This is a genomic window from Actinomadura sp. HBU206391, assembly GCF_014323665.1.
Lineage (GTDB): Bacteria > Actinomycetota > Actinomycetes > Streptosporangiales > Streptosporangiaceae > Actinomadura_C.
In genome coordinates this window covers 14974-30209 of record NZ_JABVEB010000012.1, presented here as the reverse complement: position 1 = coordinate 30209, position 15236 = coordinate 14974, and the positions used below count along the sequence as shown (strand labels likewise).

The window sequence follows — 15236 nt, the reverse complement described above, 5'->3', positions numbered from 1 at the left end:
CATGAAACTCACCCTGCGTATCTGGCGCCAGAACGGCGCTTCTGACAAGGGCGCCATGGTCCAGTACGAGGTCGACGACGTCTCCCCGGACATGTCCTTCCTCGAGATGCTGGACGTCCTCAACGAACGTCTGATCGTGGAGGGCGAGGACCCCGTCGCGTTCGATCACGACTGCCGTGAAGGCATCTGCGGCATGTGCTCGCTCGTCATCAACGGCACGCCGCACGGCCCTGAGCGGGCCACCACGACGTGCCAGCTGCACATGCGCAAGTTCAAGGACGGCGACACGATCGACATCGAGCCGTGGCGGGCCCGGCCGTTCCCGGTGATCAAGGATCTGGTCGTGGACCGCTCGGCGTTCGACAAGATCATCCAAGCCGGCGGTTACATCTCGGCGCCGACCGGCGCCGCGCCCGACGCCCACGCCGTGCCGGTGCCCAAGCCCGACGCCGACAAGGCCTTCGAGGCCGCCGAATGCATCGGCTGCGGGGCCTGCGTCGCGGCCTGTCCCAACGGCTCCGGGATGCTGTTCACCGCCGCCAAGGTCATGCACCTCGGGCTCATGCCGCAGGGCCAGCCGGAGCGCTACGACCGGGTCGTCGACATGGTCGAAATGCACGACGACCTCGGTTTCGGCGGCTGCACCAACACCGGCGAGTGCACGGTCGCCTGCCCCAAGGGCATCTCGCTCGACACCATCGGCATGCTCAACCGCGACTACCTGAAGGCGACCGCCGGCGGCGCCAAGAAGTCGTAGGGCTCACGACCCGTTACACGGGTGCCGGTCCGCCCGCTCCCTCTGCCGACTCGCGATCCGTCACGGCGAGAACGTCGACGTCAGCTCGGCGAGTTCGGCTTCGCCCGGAAGCGGTCTGCCGGAAGGGCGCGCCAGCCGTTCCGCGGTCCGCCGGCCGACCATGGGACCGTCGGCAGCGCCCTTCAGCGCGCCCCGGTTCCATCTGCGCAGGGAGGGATCGTACCAGATCTTTACGGAGCCCTTCGACACAACGATCTCCCGCACGTGACCGGACGGGCCGAGACCCTGCGCGTGGTGGTGAAAGACGTCAGGTTCCGGCGCGGTCACGAGCCGGCCTCGCCACTCCGCCACCTCATGATCGCGGTGCCAGGTCAGCCCGGCGGCCTCCACTCCGGCTTCGCGTACCCCCTCGTCCGCCCCGGCCGCGTCCAGGGGCCTGTCGCTCAGCAGCAGCACGCTCAGTTCGGACCCTGAGTCCCGGGCCAGCCTGCACAGCGACCAGTAGCGGACGCCGTACGCCTCGCGCAGAGCGGGCGAGTACTCACGGCACCTCAGACCGCCCACGGCAGTCGTCGCGGTGCGGGCGAGGCCATCCCACTCCTCGTCGGCGGGCAACGGGGTGCCGAGGGCGAGGGCCAGACGTTCCGCCTGCTCCCGGGTGACGAGCAGCCGGTGCTCTTCCTCATCGCCTCGGGCCCACCAATCCGGCGTCAGGCCGGTGGTCCAGAGCAGGGGGCCCCAACCGTTCAGGGCGGAGTCCCATCCCAGGTGAACGTCTGGATCCGTGAGCCGCCGCTCGACGAAACCGACCCGATCGTATTCGCCACCGCGGCAGACGGCGTCGAAACCCTCGTCCCAGCACCGCGGATCCTCGGTGACGTGGGCCCACCACTCGCCCGGCGGCCGGTCGCACGGCCGGACCGTCTCCACCACGACGCCCATGGCGGTGAGAGCGTCGGCCACCCGCGCCGCAGTGAACGGCCGGTCTCCGAACAGCAGCGCGGGGAGGTCCACCGCCTCTTCACCGCGCCTCCAGGACGGCACCACCGTCCGTACGGTGGTGCAGTAGCGGGCGCCGAGCACCGCTTGGAGCGACGGACCCAGTTCCCGGCATCTGGTCAACGCCGGCGAGGCCACCTCACCCGTGCCGAAGCCGCCGGCCAGGGCGATCAGCTCATCGTCGTCCGGCAGCTCGATGCCCTTGGCCCAGGCCACACGCTCGGCCTGCTCACGGCTGACGAGAAGGATCTCGCTCTCGTCGTCGTTCATGTCGTCGAGAGCATGGGGTGCGCGCCCGGCCCCGGGGACCAGCCCGGACCAGCGTTCCCACCGGCCCGATCGCCGGCTGAAGTACAGCCGGTCGTGGCCGACGGCCGGGCAGAGCGCGTAGATCTCGTCGCTACGATCGCGCTTGCCGCGGCGTACGTAGTGGCGGAGTCCACGGTGCGGTACCGGCGCGGCCAGGCTCGCCCGCCATCGCCGGGCGCTCCACTCGATCGTCGTCGGCTCCAGGCCGAGTGCCCGCAGCCGCCCGCCCACCAGTTCCTCGGTCAGCGGTTCGTCTGCCTGGATCAGCGCGAACTCGTCGAGCGGCAGATCACAGATCGCCCAGTAACGCGCTCCCGCCAGGTCTCTGTGCTCCGGGAGATATTCCTTGCAGCGCAGGACCTCAGGCTCGTCGTCATCCCTCGCGGGCCCGGTGCCGAGCTCCGCAGGCGAGGGGAGCGACGTCCCGAGGACACGCGCCCACCGCTCCGCCTGGTCCAAGGTGATGGAAAGGCAACTGCTGATCCACCCGTGTTCTCGGGTCCACCATGTTCGGCCCCATCGGCGCCGCTCGGAGTTGAAACCGGTGAGCGGCCGCTCCCGCTCCCCCGCACCCCCCATGATGACGAGGCTGTACACCCGGTCCGGACGACCGTACGGACACCACACCACGTACGGGCCGACCTGCGGTTCCTCGCTCACCTCGGCCTGCCAGTCCATCACCCCGTCGCCCGCACGCACACTGAGCACCCGCAGACCCCGCCGGGCGAGCGCGGCCGCCACGAGGGGAGCCGTGAACGGTTCGTCGCCCTCGAGCAGGAACTTCTGCTCTCCGGCGGCGCAGGCCGTGCAGTAGCGGAAGCCCAGCAGGTCACGAACGTCCGGGGGGTACTCCCTGAAGCGCTCAAGCATGACCGCCACAGTAAACGATCTCGGCCCACGGAAACGAGGGGCCGCTGAGGCCGTCAGCCCGGTGGTGTGACGGCCGGTGGTGTGACGGCCGGTGGTGTGACGGTAAGGGTGACCGATCCGCCGTCGGAGCCGGTCCGGCCAGGCCCCGCTTCGGCGTCGAAGACCTCGTCAATGGTGACCAGGTAACCGTTGGCCAGTCGTTTGGCCAGCCCGGCCCGGCCGCTCACCGTCCAGTCGGCTTCCGCGGGGACGCCGGGACCCGCCAGCACGGCGACCGCGCCCTCGCCGCCCCCGGCCGCCATGACCCCGATGCGCAGCCCGCCCACATGAGCGGTGGTGCCGCGCTCGACGTTCACGGTCTGCTTCCCGGGCCTGCCCGTCGGGTCCGGCTGAGCGGTGCGCAGGGGCCTTCGGGTGCCGTCCACAGCGGGCCTGCCCTCCTTACCGTCGTCGGTGGAACCGCATCCTGCTGCCGCTGACAGGACCAGCGCACCGACGAAGATCATGCCCGCGACACGGACGTCGCAGCGGAACATGGGACCACCCTCCCTCAGGGGATCGGATTGGTGTCCACACGCCGGAAGAGCGTGTTCAGTTCGTCCATGGTGACGGTCACGTGCCTGTTACCCCACGGGTTGTACAGCCTCACCTTGCCGTCGGAGGTGAAGCCCTGGAGGACGTATTCGTGGCCGGCGATCAGCCGGGGAACATCGCCCCCATAGGCCGCCTCGCCCGCAGCGTCGTCGGCGTCCAGGGTCGAGACCGTGACGGCCCCGTCGGCGCGCCAGCCTTCGAGATCGGATCGGCTGATGCCCCCCGTCGCGTGCGCGGCGCTTGGCCGACCGGTGATCAAAGGCATGCCGTTGAAGCCCAGATCTCCGACCAGGTCACCGTAGCCGCCCATTCTCTCGGCCAGCGCCTTCTCCAGGACCAACGGCCACACCAGCGGCGGCCGGTTCGGCTTGGCATAGGCGATGGCGCCGTCCTTCTTGACGGGGTAGAAGGGCGTGACGGTCACCGTGCGCCCGTCCGCGAATCTGACCGTGTAGGTCCCATTCGGGTTCTCGGTGATCATCTTCTTGATCAACTCACGGCCTTCAGGGGTCTGTGTCATGGCGCCCATGCTCGCCATCCACCAGCAGTCGCCGAGGGATCCCTGGCCGATGTCGAACAGCGTGGGCTCACCCGAGGCTCCGAACAACTTCGCATCCTGGAGGTACGCGTAGTCGGTGGCGGGATCACCGGGCTTCTTGCCATCGTTGCGGACGTCGGTGAAGTCGGGCTCAATGGATCTCGGCGCGATGTCCTCGAGTCGCTGCAGAAGGTACGGATCGGCGCGCAGCTTCAGGATGTCCACGACGTCGTCGACGTCCAGCAGTCTTCGGATCTCGTCGTCGGTGAGCCGATCGAACAGGGCGTTGAGCTCGCCCGGCGACATACCGGCGAGGACGTCCCTGGGATGCTCCGGCCCGTCGGATCCCCACGTCCAGAATTCGTACCAGGCGGAATCGTCGTCGAGGTAGTCGCGGATCTTGCCCGCGGCGTCTTCGCCCCGCTCGACCTCCTTCTCGGTCGGCGGTGGAGGCGCCTTGAAGGGGTCGGTGCTCCGGTCCCCCCATTCCTCGTCGGTCGGCGGTCTCTCCACCTCGTTCGGGCCACCGGTCACCGTGCCGCGCGAGGCTCCCGGGTCATTGCGTTCGCACTCTCCGCCGGCCACTTTGCACACCGCGGACTCGATGCCGCCCCCGACGGCCGAACCGATACCGCTGCTGATGATCCCTGCGGTGATCACTGCAAGGAGACAGGCGACGGCGATGTACTCGACCGGACCGGATCCGGTATCGCCGGCACGACGACGGCCACGAGACGGCGCCGGAGAACTGGCCGTCATTGCGGGTCACCTCTACCAGGGATCTACCGGGGGTCTGCCCTGGCGAGGCTACGGTCGTCCGATCTTGTAACGGTGGACTGCGGGCGAACGAGAGAAGACCGGCGGATGGCCGCACCGGTAACGCATCGGCTTGTGTTAGTTCCCTTGGGTTCCCTGCATGCAGCTGGCTGTATCTCGTGGTTACGTCGTGCCTGGCCTGGGGCTATGTCAGGTGCGCATTGAGCTAGGCCGACTTTGAGGATTCGCCAGACAGGGCGAGAGACCCGTGCTTACGTAGAGAAGTCTTCAGTGTGCGTGAAGTTACGGGAGGAGTGCCCGTGCCGGCTGCGGTGGTGAAAGCCCTGCACGAGCGGCGGGCGCCAGCCAGCGGTGAGGAACTGGCCGAGTTCGAGACTGACGTGCTCGCCGAATTCGTGTTGGCGCGGGCGGCCGCGGGGATAGCGGACACGACGATCAGCAACGATGTGACCGACTTGGAGCAGATTCGTGCCTGGTTCGGTCGCCCGTTGTGGGAGATGGAGCCCTCCGACGCCGACCGTTACCTCGGCCGGGAGCTGAGGAAGGCCTCTCCGCTGACCCGGCAGGGCAAGGCCGGGACCTTGTCGATGTTCTTCGACTTCCTGGAGTTGCGGCATCGCGCTGAGATCTATGCGCTGACCGGGCACGCGGTCGAGTGCCCGATCGACGAGATGAACCGGCCGGTCGGCAGCCCGCAGGCCATGATCAGGGTGCCGCCCAGCCGCAGGGAGATCGAGGCGCTGTTCGGCTGCTGGGCTGAGGAGCTCGACACCTGCCGCAAGTTCGCCCCCGCAGCCCGCAACTACACCGCGGCGCGGATGATGTCCCAGGTCGGGCTGCGCGTCAACGAGTCGCTCAAGCTCGACTTGGACGACGTCCGCTGGGACTTAGGCACCTTCGGCAAGCTCAACGTCCGGTTCGGCAAGGGCAAGCGCGGGCAGGGCCCCAAGCAGCGGATCGTCCCGCTGATCAACGGCGGGCGGGCGACGCTGCAGTGGTTCGTCGAAGACGTCTGGGCGATGTTCGGGGGCGACTGGACGCTGCCGGGAGTGCCGCTTTATCCGTCCGAGCGCAAGGCCCGGGACGGCGGCTGCCTGCGGGTTGGCCAGGATCAGATCCGCAGCGCACTGCATGAGGCGGTCAAGCGTTATCTGCCGGGCTGGATGGGACGGCTGACACCGCACGTCCTTCGGCACTACTGCGCGTCAGAGCTCTATCTCTCCGGGATGGACCTGGTCGCCATTCAGGAACTGCTCGGTCACGACTGGGTGGCCACGACCATGCGCTACGTCCATGTCCAGCGCACGCACATCGAAGACTCCTGGATCAAGGGTCAGCAGCGCGCCGCCGACAGGCTGAAGGGGTTGGGATCGTGAAGTGGAACCTGCGGCTGGCGGCTGCCAACCGCGACATCTGGAAGGCGAGCGAGCTGCAACGGATGCTGGCCGACCGAGGCCTGAAGATCAGCGCGGGCAAGATGTCGGGGCTGTGGTCGGGGCGGCCCAACACCATCAAGCTCGACGAGCTGGATGTGATATGCGCCGTCCTAGGCTGCGGAGTTGAGGAACTGCTGTTGCCCGAGCCGGCCAAGGTCCCGGCCCCCGTCGACGCCGAGGCCAACTTGCGGCAGGCCGCGGCTGGTGAGCCGTCCGGCTCACCGACGGTGACGCCGCACGACCGCGGACGGCGAACCCGCCCACCGCGGTGAGCCCGCGCAAAGGCCCCAACGGCAGGGTCTATCCCAGGCCGATCGGCAGTTGCCCGGAATGTCACGCCTGGGGCCGGCTCCATTGGACCAAGTGCGCGGCCTGCTACGTATTTGGGCGCAACCATCCGGTCGGCGCCTGCCAGGGCTGGCCGTCCCGCTGAAGAAGGACTTCTGCCGTCTCTGCTGGATCCAGACCCGCGACTTCCCCCACGCTCCTTCCGTCCGCTGGTCCGAGGCCGCTCGCCGGGAGGCTCTGCAGGCCACCCGGACGCATCAGCTGTTTCTGGCCAACACCTTCTATGCCTTGAGCCTGCAGGGTGCGCGGGGGCCCCGGCCGCCGGCGGAGGTCCCCCAGCTCGATCCCGCGTCGCTGCCGCCGTTGATCCCCGGGCAGCTGCGGTTGTTGGAGGCGCCCCGTGATCTACTGCGCATCCACCGCGACCGGACGATCGTGCTGCTGCGCGAGGTCAGGGCCATCCCGCACCTGGCGCAGGCATGGGAGGCAGCCGAATCGCTCGCCGACCGTCACGGCTGGTCGGCCAGGCTGCGCTATGACGTCAAGCGAGCCTTGGTGATCAGTCTGTCCTGCCGCGGCCCCGACGAGCCCGTCCTCTACTCCGAGCTGGAGCCCTTGGCCAAACGCCAGTATCCGGTCGCGCGGACCGCCCGGGTCCTGGCCGAGGTCGGCATGCTTCACGACGATCGTCCCGACCTGCTGGAGCAGCACTGGACCCGGCGTCTGGAGGGCGCCACTCCAGCGATCTTCGCTCAGGCCGATGCATGGCTGCGGCACCTGCGCGACGGAGGGCCCCGCTTCAAGCCACGAAGCCGCAAGACCGTCTCTGAGTACTCACGCAACACCGCCCCGATCCTGGTGAGGTGGTCACAGACCTACGACGATCTGCGGGAGATCACCAGGGACGAGATCGACCGGACGATCCGAGCTCTGCCACCGGGACGACGCCGGCTCGCCCCGATCACCGCCCTGCGCTCGTTGTTCAGCTACCTGCGCAAGACCAACCGGATCTTTCAGAACCCCACCACTCACCTCAAGCTCGGCAGCGCCCCCACCGATGTCCTCCTGCCGCTGGGCAGCGAGCACTACCGGCAAGCCGTCGCCGCAGCCCGCACGGCGCTCCACCACGTCGCCTTAGCGTTGGCCGCGGTGCATGCGGCCAGCAGCAACGACATCCAGCACATGAAGATCGACGATGTCGACCTCACCCAACGCCACATCACGATCAACGGAGTCCGGCGACACCTCGACGATCTCACCCGCCAGGCGTTGATCACCTACTTGAGGGACCGCCAAAGTCGCTGGCCCGGGACCTCCAATCCGCACCTGGTCGTCAGCGCGGTGACCGTCTTCGACCAGCGCCCGGTCAGCACCTACAGCATGACCCAGCTGTTCAGAGGGCTCAAAGCGACCATCGACCAGCTTCGTCAGGACCGCATCCTCGAAGAGGCCCTGACCCGCGGCCCCGACCCGCTTCACCTCACCGCAGTCTTCGGAATCAGCCACAGCACCGCCATCCGATACTCCGACGCGGCAAGAAAGATCCTCCACACCGCCGCCGAGAACCCCTTGGACCAGGAACCCAGCCTCGGGGAGCAACGGAACAGCCATCAGCGCTAAGGAACGATCTTGGCGTCTAGCACAGTGATCTCACGTTTCATGTCGAAGGCGGGCGCCTGGCTCCGTCCTAGTGGGTGACAGAGCTGTTCCGCGACGCGAGCGCGGAGCGGTGGACAACGACTGGTAGGAGGCCGGGATGCGGAAGTTGATCGCGAACGAGTGGATGACGCTGGATGGGGTGGTGCAGGCTCCCAGCTATGCCGATGAGGACGTGTCCGGTGGCTTCGGGCACGGTGGCTGGCATGCCCGCTACTTCGATGAGTTGTCCATGAACTGGGTGATCGAGAACGTGCGGGGCGCGGGCGGCTACCTGCTGGGGCGCGGAACGTACGAGATCTTCGCTGCCCACTGGCCGAAGGCGCCGGAGGAGCAGCAGGTGCTCGCCGAGCCGTTGAACGCGTTGCCGAAGTATGTCGCCTCGACGACCCTCGATGAGCCGCTCGGCTGGCAGAATTCGCGGCTGCTGCGAGGTGACATCGGTGCGGCCGTGCGTACGCTGAAGGCGGAGGAGGGCAAGGACCTCCATGTGATCGGCAGCCCGGGGCTCGTCCAGAGCCTGATGGTCCTGGGCTTGGTGGACGAGCTCCGGCTGATGATCGATCCGGTGGTGGCGGGCGGTGGCAAGCGCCTGTTCCGCGATGACGGCGCGCTTCGACGGCTGCGGTTGGCTGACAGCCAGGTGACCAGCACGGGCGCGATCATCGCGACCTACGCTGCCGCAGGGGGCTGACCCGGCGATGGCCGGCGGAGCATTCCAGGGCTTGGTGCGGGCGGCGCTTTCTGTTGCATCCGCTGCAACGTTTGTGATGTCGAGAACTCGTGGCCGGTTCCGTCCTGGGTGTGACGGCGGCACACGATGGCTGCCACGGAATATGAGGAGTGACGATGCCGAAGTATCTTCTGCTCAAGCACTACACCGGTGGCCCGGAGCGCTACCCGGACTTCGGGCCGATGAGCGAGTGGACCGAGGAGGAGATCACCGCACACTTGGCATTCCAGCGCCACGTGGGCGAGTTGCTGCGTGAGCGGGGCGAGTTCGTCGACGTGCAGGCGCTGAGTCCGGAGGGGACGTACGTCCGCTACGGCGGGCCGGGCATGGCACCGGTGACCACGGACGGCCCGTTCCCCGAAACCAAGGAACTCGCCGCCGGCTGGTTCATCATCGACGTCGAGTCCCAAACGCGGGCGCACGAGGTTGCGGCCTACCTGTCGTCCGCGCCAGGTAAGGACGGGCAGCCGATTTGTGAGTGGATCGAGGTACGGCCGGTGATGAGCGACGCCCCGGCCACGGTGGAGTGAACGAGGACGTCATCCGCGTCCTGGCACCGCAGGTGCTCGGCATCCTCGTCCGTCGCGGGAACGACTTCGCGGCGGCCGAGGATGCCGTGCAGGACGCGCTGTTGGAGGCGCATCGGTCCTGGGGCGAGGGGCCTCCCGACGACCCGAAGGGCTGGTTGCTGACCGTCGCGGGCCGCAAGCTGCTCGACGCGCAGCGCTCTGAGGCGGCGCGGCGCCGGCGTGAGGACGCGCTGAGCGACGAGCCCGGGCCCGGACCGGCCGCACAGGCCGACGACACGCTGCTACTGCTGTTCTTGTGCTGCCACCCGGCGCTGAGCCCGGCATCGGCGATCGCGCTCACGCTGCGCGCCGTCGGCGGGCTGACGACCAGACAGATCGCCGAGGCGTTCTTGGTTCCGGAGGCGACGATGGCCCAGCGCATCAGCCGCGCGAAGCGGATGGTCAGCGGCCGGCCGTTCGCGCAGCCCGGCGACGTCGCGGTCGTGCTGCGGGTGCTGTATCTGATCTTCAACGAGGGCTATTCCGGCCGGGTCGACCTGGCCGGCGAAGCGATCCGCCTCACCCGCCAGCTGGCGCTCGCGTGCGACGAGGCCGAGGTCGCCGGGCTGCTCGCGCTGATGCTGCTGCACCACGCCCGCCGCGCCGCGCGCACCGACGAGCACGGCGCACTCATCCCCCTCGACAAGCAAGATCGCACACGATGGAACGAGGCCGAGATAGCCGAAGGCGTGCGCATCCTGCAGGCAGCCCTGGGCCGCGACCGGCGCGGCGAGTACCAGATCCAGGCCGCCATCGCTGCGCTGCACGACGACGCCCGCACCGCCGAGGAAACCGACTGGCCGCAGATTCTCGCTTGGTACAACGAACTCCTCGAGCTCACCGACAATCCGGTTGCCGCGCTCAGCCGCGCGATCGCGGTCGGCGAGGTCGACGGCCCACTCGCCGGGCTGAGCGCCGTCGAGGACCTTGCGACACGGCTCGGCAACCATCACCGGCTCGACGCGGTGCGCGCCCGCCTGCACGAGCGGGCCGGACACCTCGACATCGCCGCAGAGCACTACACCCGCGCGGCGGCCCAGGCGCGTAACACCGCCGAGCGGGACTACCTCACCAAGCAAGCGGCCCGATTGCGCCACAGGTGACCAGCCATGCCACCGACGCTCCGCACACGAACTGGTCCTCCGTGCGCTCCTGAGGCAGGTGACGACGCCCAACGCTTCCATCCGGCTGGCTGATCTCACGATCTCTCGGGCTCAGCCCGCGGCGAGGTTGACCTCGCGCTCGAGTTCCAGCTCGCGATCCATACCGAAGGGGATGCCCGCCATCAAATGAATACGACCGTGTGCATCGGAACCGAAACGTACGCCAAGACCTGGACTCGCTACGCCCCCAGCAACCACACACGGTGACCGTCTGTCCGTCTACACCGACGAATACGCGCTCAACGGTTACGCGAGCTCACCAGTCCCGAGGCCGGAACCCAAGCCCCCATCGAGCTGAACTTCCCTGAGTTCAGCCCGAAGGACCTTCAATCTCGCTGAACTCCCGGAGGACCAGCGAACGGGGTTGGTCTCCACTCGCTTGAAGAGCTTGTTGAGCTCGTCCATGGTGACGGTCTCGTGCTTGTAACCCCACGGGTTGTGCAGTTCCACCCTGCCGTCCTCGGTGAAGCCCTTGACGACATAGGAGTGGTGGGCGACCAGACGCTGGTCGTACTCCGTCTTCCCCTCGGCGTTCTTCTCCGAGATGCTCGAGAGCACGACGGCGCCTTCGTCGAGCCAGCCCTGAAGCTGCGATCGGCTGACCTTCCCGGTCTTGTGCGACGAGCCGGACTCCCCGGTGATGATCTGCATGCCCTCGCCCGAGCTGCGATTGAGCGTGGCGCCATAGCCACCGTCCTTCTCGGCGAGCGCCTTCTCCAATACCAGCGGCCACACCACCGGCGGGTCCCCTGGGTCGGCATAAACCAGGCTGCCGTCGCTTCTGACCGGGAAGAAGGGTGTGATGGTGACATTGTCGCCGTCGGGGAACCGGACGGTGTAGGTCCCATTGGGATTCTCGATGATCATGTTCTTGATCAGGTCGCGGCCGTCTCCAGTGCCCGCGACGGCTGCCATGCTCGCCATCCACCAGCAGTTGCTGATGGCCCCCTGCGTGACGTCGGTCATCGCGGGCACGCTCGAGTCTCCGTACAACTGCGCGTTCTCGATGTACGCGTACCCGGTGGCCGGATCGCTCGGCTTCTCACCGTTCTCGCGAACGACGTCGAGAGCGGGCTCGATGGAGCCCGGGGCACGGTCCCCGAGGCGCTGGAGGAGGTCGAGGTCGGCGCAGAGCCTGACGAGGTCGGCCACTCCGTCGACCGCCAGGAGTCTCCTCGTCTCGTCGTCGCTCAGCTCGCCGAACAGGGCGTCGAGCTCACCGGCCGACATGTCGGCGAGAACGTCCCGGGGATGCTTCGGCTCGGCGTCACCCCACGTCCACGGCTTGTACCAGGCGGAGTCGTCCTCGAGATACTCGCGGATCTCCGCCGCGGCGGCCTCGCTGCGACCGTCGGACTGGCCGCGCCCGAGGGGCCCGCCGGTCGGTGGCGAGGGCGCCTCGGACGGGTCGGTGCGGCGCTCACCCTGTTCCCCGCCGACGGCAGGCCGCGAGGTCTCGGTCCCGGCGGGGCCACCTGCGTCGCCCAAATCCCGTGCGGCATCGCGGTCGCACTCGGCGGACGCCACTCTGCAGACCGCCGACTCGATACCGGACCCGACGGAGGCGCCGACACCGCTCGCGAGGAGAACGGCCGTGATCGCGGCCACGATGAAGACGACCGCGACGTAGTCCACCGGACCGGATCCGGCGTCGCTTCGCGACCTACTGCGGCGCGACGGCCGCGGGGTTCTGGCCGTCATGCTGGTACCTCTGCCGCCGGTCAGATGATCGTGTACGACAGAGGACGCTATAAGTACGCCCGCGGGGACAGCGAGGGCCCAGGGACCTGCGGTCGCAGTGACGCACGGGCCTCCGGGCCCAGGCGTGCATCAGGCAGATCGGTGGGCGCGCACCCGGCAGGTCACCCGGGGTGAATCAAGCCGAGCGCACGCCCACTGATGATCAAGCCTTCGGGGTGTCCTGCCCCTTGCGGACGATGCCGAGCTTGGAGCCGAGCCAGACCACGGGTCGTACCGGCGGCCGACCACCCGTTCCTTCATCGGGATCAGCGCGTCGGACGGGATCGCCCGTGGGCGAAGGTGTCCCGCACGCAACTGGCGCACCGGTCATTGCGGCTCTACGCCGCGACGCCCGCAATCCGGCCCGTCGCCGCGCTAGGACTCACGTGACCAAAGCGGGATACCACACCACTCTGCGGGAGTGCCTGCCTTTGAAGAACCCCCTCGGAATCGAAGATGCGCCCCTTCCACGCCTCACCGGTGATCATGCCGTGCCGCCGAACCTCTTCGAGCCGCGCCAGCGCGCCGTCGATCGCGTCCTGACTCAGGTCCGATCCGCGTAGCGTTCTGCCGAACTCGGCCGGATCCACAGACCGGATCCGGGCCAGCACCTCGGGACTGAGCGGCCGGTCCAGCGCTTCCAGGACAAAGTCGGATTGAATCCAGTCCGTCGAACTCTCTTCCGAGAAGGAGTATCCGTGATCTATCGCCACCAGGCGCCCGCCGGGGGCCGTGAGGTAGTTCTTCCTGTGACGGTCTGTGTTGCCGATGATGTAGTCGAGTGCCGCCATCCGGTCCTGTTCAGGGGGCTGATATTCCCCGGCCGGCCTGCCGTGGGGTGCGCTCTCCACGTACTCCTGCAACGAGCCGACGCCCCGCGGCCCCTTCCATAGTCTCGTGGTCGGGACAAGGCCGAACCCGAACATCCTGTCCACCTGAAACGCGGCGACTTCACGGCGGGCGAGCTCGCCCTGAGGAATGCTGCGGTCGACCTTGGCGTGCTCGCCCTCGATGGGCTTGTAGACCCCCATGCCGCCCTCCTCGAAGCGGACGAGGAACGCCGCGTTCACGCCTAGGGTGTCCAGCGGCTCGACCGATGAGACCTTCCTCTGCAGAAGCTCCAGGTTAGGTAGTTTGTACCGAACGAAGTCACGGAAGACCTCACTCTCGGACCGCCCGTCGGATTCCTTCCTGAGCACGAGCGTATTGCGACCGGCGTCATACCCGGTAGCCGTTGTAGAGGCCCATTCCGGGTCGCCAGGCTGGACGATTTCCACGTTTACGGCATGCTGCCTGAGGAGCTCATATTCGGACGATCGCAGGGCACCGATGGCGTTGAGCGCCTTGGCGAGCCTCGCGATACGCGCCGCTTGCGTGGCATCGCTCTCTATCTGGCGGAGCTCATCACTCCCTGCCGGATAGCCTCTTCTCGCTTCGGCCAGTATCTCCGCCGCCCTGCGTGCGGCCTCCTCCGCCTCGACGAGGACGCCAGCGAGCAACCCGATGAGCGCCTGCGCCTGGAACGGCGCGGCCGCTGTCGGCAGAGGCACGTGTTCGAGCCGTGGGCGGGCGGGCTCGGACCTCCCGGGGGAATCCCCTGCTCCCTCAGCCTCGGCCTCGGCGGCGCTCCGGCTCCCCCGGGGGTTCCCTCCGATGTCCGGGAGAAAAAGCCTCCTGCCACCGAAGACACTGCCCAGAACAAGAGGGAGGGCCCGACCAGCGGCGCGCGCGTCCCGTCCTTCATTCCAGTCTTTTCGGATGTCAGTGGTGGACTCATCCCAGATGGCCCTGGCAGTCTCGAGCGGATTGGTGGTGAAAAGATCCCTCCACCCCTCCCAGGTCTCCCTGAACCGCGCCGGACCGCAGCGGATATAGACCGAGCACGCCAGATCATCCACTTGGTCGACGATGCCGTTGCCCGCGTCGCCGACACCGAGCCAAAGCCCCTGGCCCAGATCACAGGCCCTCTGCGCCCACTCGGGACAGCGGAGCGGCTCGGCATAGTTCTCGCCCGGAGTGATCCCTCCCCGGTCGGCCGAAATCCGTGGCTGCCTGGCGGCCTGCCGCGTGATGTACGAATCCGACCCAGGCGCCGACCCGGCGTCAGGTGCGGGCGAGGAACCGACCGGGCCACCCGCCGCGGCGGGTGGTGGAGCACCCGACGCCGCCCGCCCCTCACAACGCTCACCGGTGACCTCGCAGAGCGCCGACTGAGCCGCACCCGTCAACCGACCCGGGATCCCAGAGTTCATCAGCATCGCCACAATCGCCCCGAGGAGCACCACCACCGCCAGGTGACCGACACCCGCCTCACCACGATCACGCCGGATCCGGTTCCGGACGGCCACCGCAGCACGGCCCGGCAGCGCCCGAAACTCCGGCCACCCCGCGGGGTCGAACCACGCCCGAGACCGGAACACCAGAACCAAGATCGCGACCGGGAACATCGCCCCGACCAACCCGGACGGATCACCCGCGGGCAACCGCCCAAGCTGCCACACCAGGTAGAACACCTCGAGCGCGACGACCGTCCACCACGACCATCGCCCTGCTCGCGCCGACCGCCACGCCGCCAAGGCACAGGCGACCGCCGGCACGGCGAAGAACAACGCCGCCCCGGCCCCGCGCGCCCCGCCCGTGAGAATCCATGCCTGCACCGCCACAGCAAACGTCAAACCAGCGGAAACATACAAGAACACCCGAACAACACGTACCGGCAACGGCATCCCGCCGCCACGGCCCTTCGACGACAAGACCGGCCCCTCAACTGCCTATGGCCGTATCTTGAACGTGACACATGAGAGAAA

12 protein-coding genes are annotated in these 15236 nt (G+C 68.1%); 7 read left to right on the top strand and 5 right to left on the bottom strand.

All coding sequences use genetic code 11. The features are described from left to right. Position 1: 1 nt before the first annotated feature. A complete protein-coding gene (locus HKK72_RS07665; RefSeq protein ID WP_187233556.1) occupies positions 2-757 on the top strand; it encodes a succinate dehydrogenase/fumarate reductase iron-sulfur subunit in 756 nt (251 codons plus the stop codon). Positions 758-817: 60 nt separating this feature from the next. Here HKK72_RS07665 and HKK72_RS07660 read toward each other — a convergent pair whose 3' ends face one another. The 3 genes from HKK72_RS07660 to HKK72_RS07650 are packed head-to-tail and all read right to left on the bottom strand — an operon-like array spanning position 818 to position 4826. Next, positions 818-2935 (bottom strand): hypothetical protein, encoded by a 2118-nt coding sequence (locus HKK72_RS07660; protein ID WP_187233555.1) that lies wholly within the window; start codon positions 2933-2935, stop codon positions 818-820. Between the two features lie 53 nt (positions 2936-2988). Then, the gene (locus HKK72_RS07655; RefSeq protein ID WP_187233554.1) at positions 2989-3471 is read right to left on the bottom strand and encodes a hypothetical protein; all 483 of its coding nucleotides are present in this window, start codon (positions 3469-3471) and stop codon (positions 2989-2991) included. Between the two features lie 14 nt (positions 3472-3485). After that, complete coding sequence (locus HKK72_RS07650) at positions 3486-4826, bottom strand: C2 family cysteine protease (RefSeq protein ID WP_187233553.1); 1341 nt, start codon at positions 4824-4826, stop codon at positions 3486-3488. A gap of 317 nt (positions 4827-5143) precedes the next feature. On the opposite strand from HKK72_RS07650, the gene HKK72_RS42030 reads away from it, so the two are divergent. From HKK72_RS42030 to HKK72_RS07620, 6 genes are all read left to right on the top strand, one after another. Then, positions 5144-6220 (top strand): tyrosine-type recombinase/integrase, encoded by a 1077-nt coding sequence (locus tag HKK72_RS42030; protein ID WP_187233552.1) that lies wholly within the window; start codon positions 5144-5146, stop codon positions 6218-6220. Continuing rightward, positions 6217-6552 carry a helix-turn-helix domain-containing protein gene (locus HKK72_RS07640; protein WP_187233551.1) on the top strand — a complete coding sequence of 112 codons (336 nt, stop codon included), beginning with the start codon at positions 6217-6219 and terminating at the stop codon, positions 6550-6552. The genes HKK72_RS42030 and HKK72_RS07640 overlap by 4 nt, the downstream gene beginning before the upstream one ends. A gap of 91 nt (positions 6553-6643) precedes the next feature. Continuing rightward, entirely contained in the window at positions 6644-8188 is a 1545-nt protein-coding gene (locus HKK72_RS07635) for a hypothetical protein (RefSeq protein ID WP_187233550.1), read from the top strand. Between the two features lie 136 nt (positions 8189-8324). Continuing rightward, positions 8325-8918 (top strand): dihydrofolate reductase family protein, encoded by a 594-nt coding sequence (locus tag HKK72_RS07630; RefSeq protein WP_187233549.1) that lies wholly within the window; start codon positions 8325-8327, stop codon positions 8916-8918. A gap of 155 nt (positions 8919-9073) precedes the next feature. After that, positions 9074-9487 (top strand): YciI family protein, encoded by a 414-nt coding sequence (locus tag HKK72_RS07625; RefSeq protein ID WP_187233548.1) that lies wholly within the window; start codon positions 9074-9076, stop codon positions 9485-9487. Further along, a complete protein-coding gene (locus HKK72_RS07620) occupies positions 9484-10629 on the top strand; it encodes an RNA polymerase sigma factor (protein WP_187233547.1) in 1146 nt (381 codons plus the stop codon). Before HKK72_RS07625 ends, HKK72_RS07620 begins: the two co-directional genes overlap by 4 nt. Positions 10630-10935: 306 nt before the next feature. On the opposite strand, the gene HKK72_RS42025 is transcribed toward HKK72_RS07620, so the two are convergent. Beyond that, positions 10936-12324 (bottom strand): C2 family cysteine protease, encoded by a 1389-nt coding sequence (locus HKK72_RS42025; RefSeq protein ID WP_187233546.1) that lies wholly within the window; start codon positions 12322-12324, stop codon positions 10936-10938. Positions 12325-12767: 443 nt separating this feature from the next. Then, positions 12768-15182: a hypothetical protein gene (locus HKK72_RS07610; protein WP_187233545.1), complete on the bottom strand. Its 2415-nt coding sequence runs from the start codon at positions 15180-15182 to the stop codon at positions 12768-12770. Positions 15183-15236 lie beyond the last annotated feature (54 nt).

Bases quoted from the DNA above. Each gene is read 5' to 3' on its own strand.
- HKK72_RS07665 (WP_187233556.1), top strand. From the start codon at position 2: ATGAAACTCACCCTGCGTATCTGGCGCCAGAACGGCGCTTCTGACAAG.
- HKK72_RS07660 (WP_187233555.1), bottom strand. From the start codon at position 2,935: ATGCTTGAGCGCTTCAGGGAGTACCCCCCGGACGTTCGTGACCTGCTG.
- HKK72_RS07655 (WP_187233554.1), bottom strand. From the start codon at position 3,471: ATGTTCCGCTGCGACGTCCGTGTCGCGGGCATGATCTTCGTCGGTGCG.
- HKK72_RS07650 (WP_187233553.1), bottom strand. From the start codon at position 4,826: ATGACGGCCAGTTCTCCGGCGCCGTCTCGTGGCCGTCGTCGTGCCGGC.
- HKK72_RS07630 (WP_187233549.1), top strand. From the start codon at position 8,325: ATGCGGAAGTTGATCGCGAACGAGTGGATGACGCTGGATGGGGTGGTG.
- HKK72_RS07625 (WP_187233548.1), top strand. From the start codon at position 9,074: ATGCCGAAGTATCTTCTGCTCAAGCACTACACCGGTGGCCCGGAGCGC.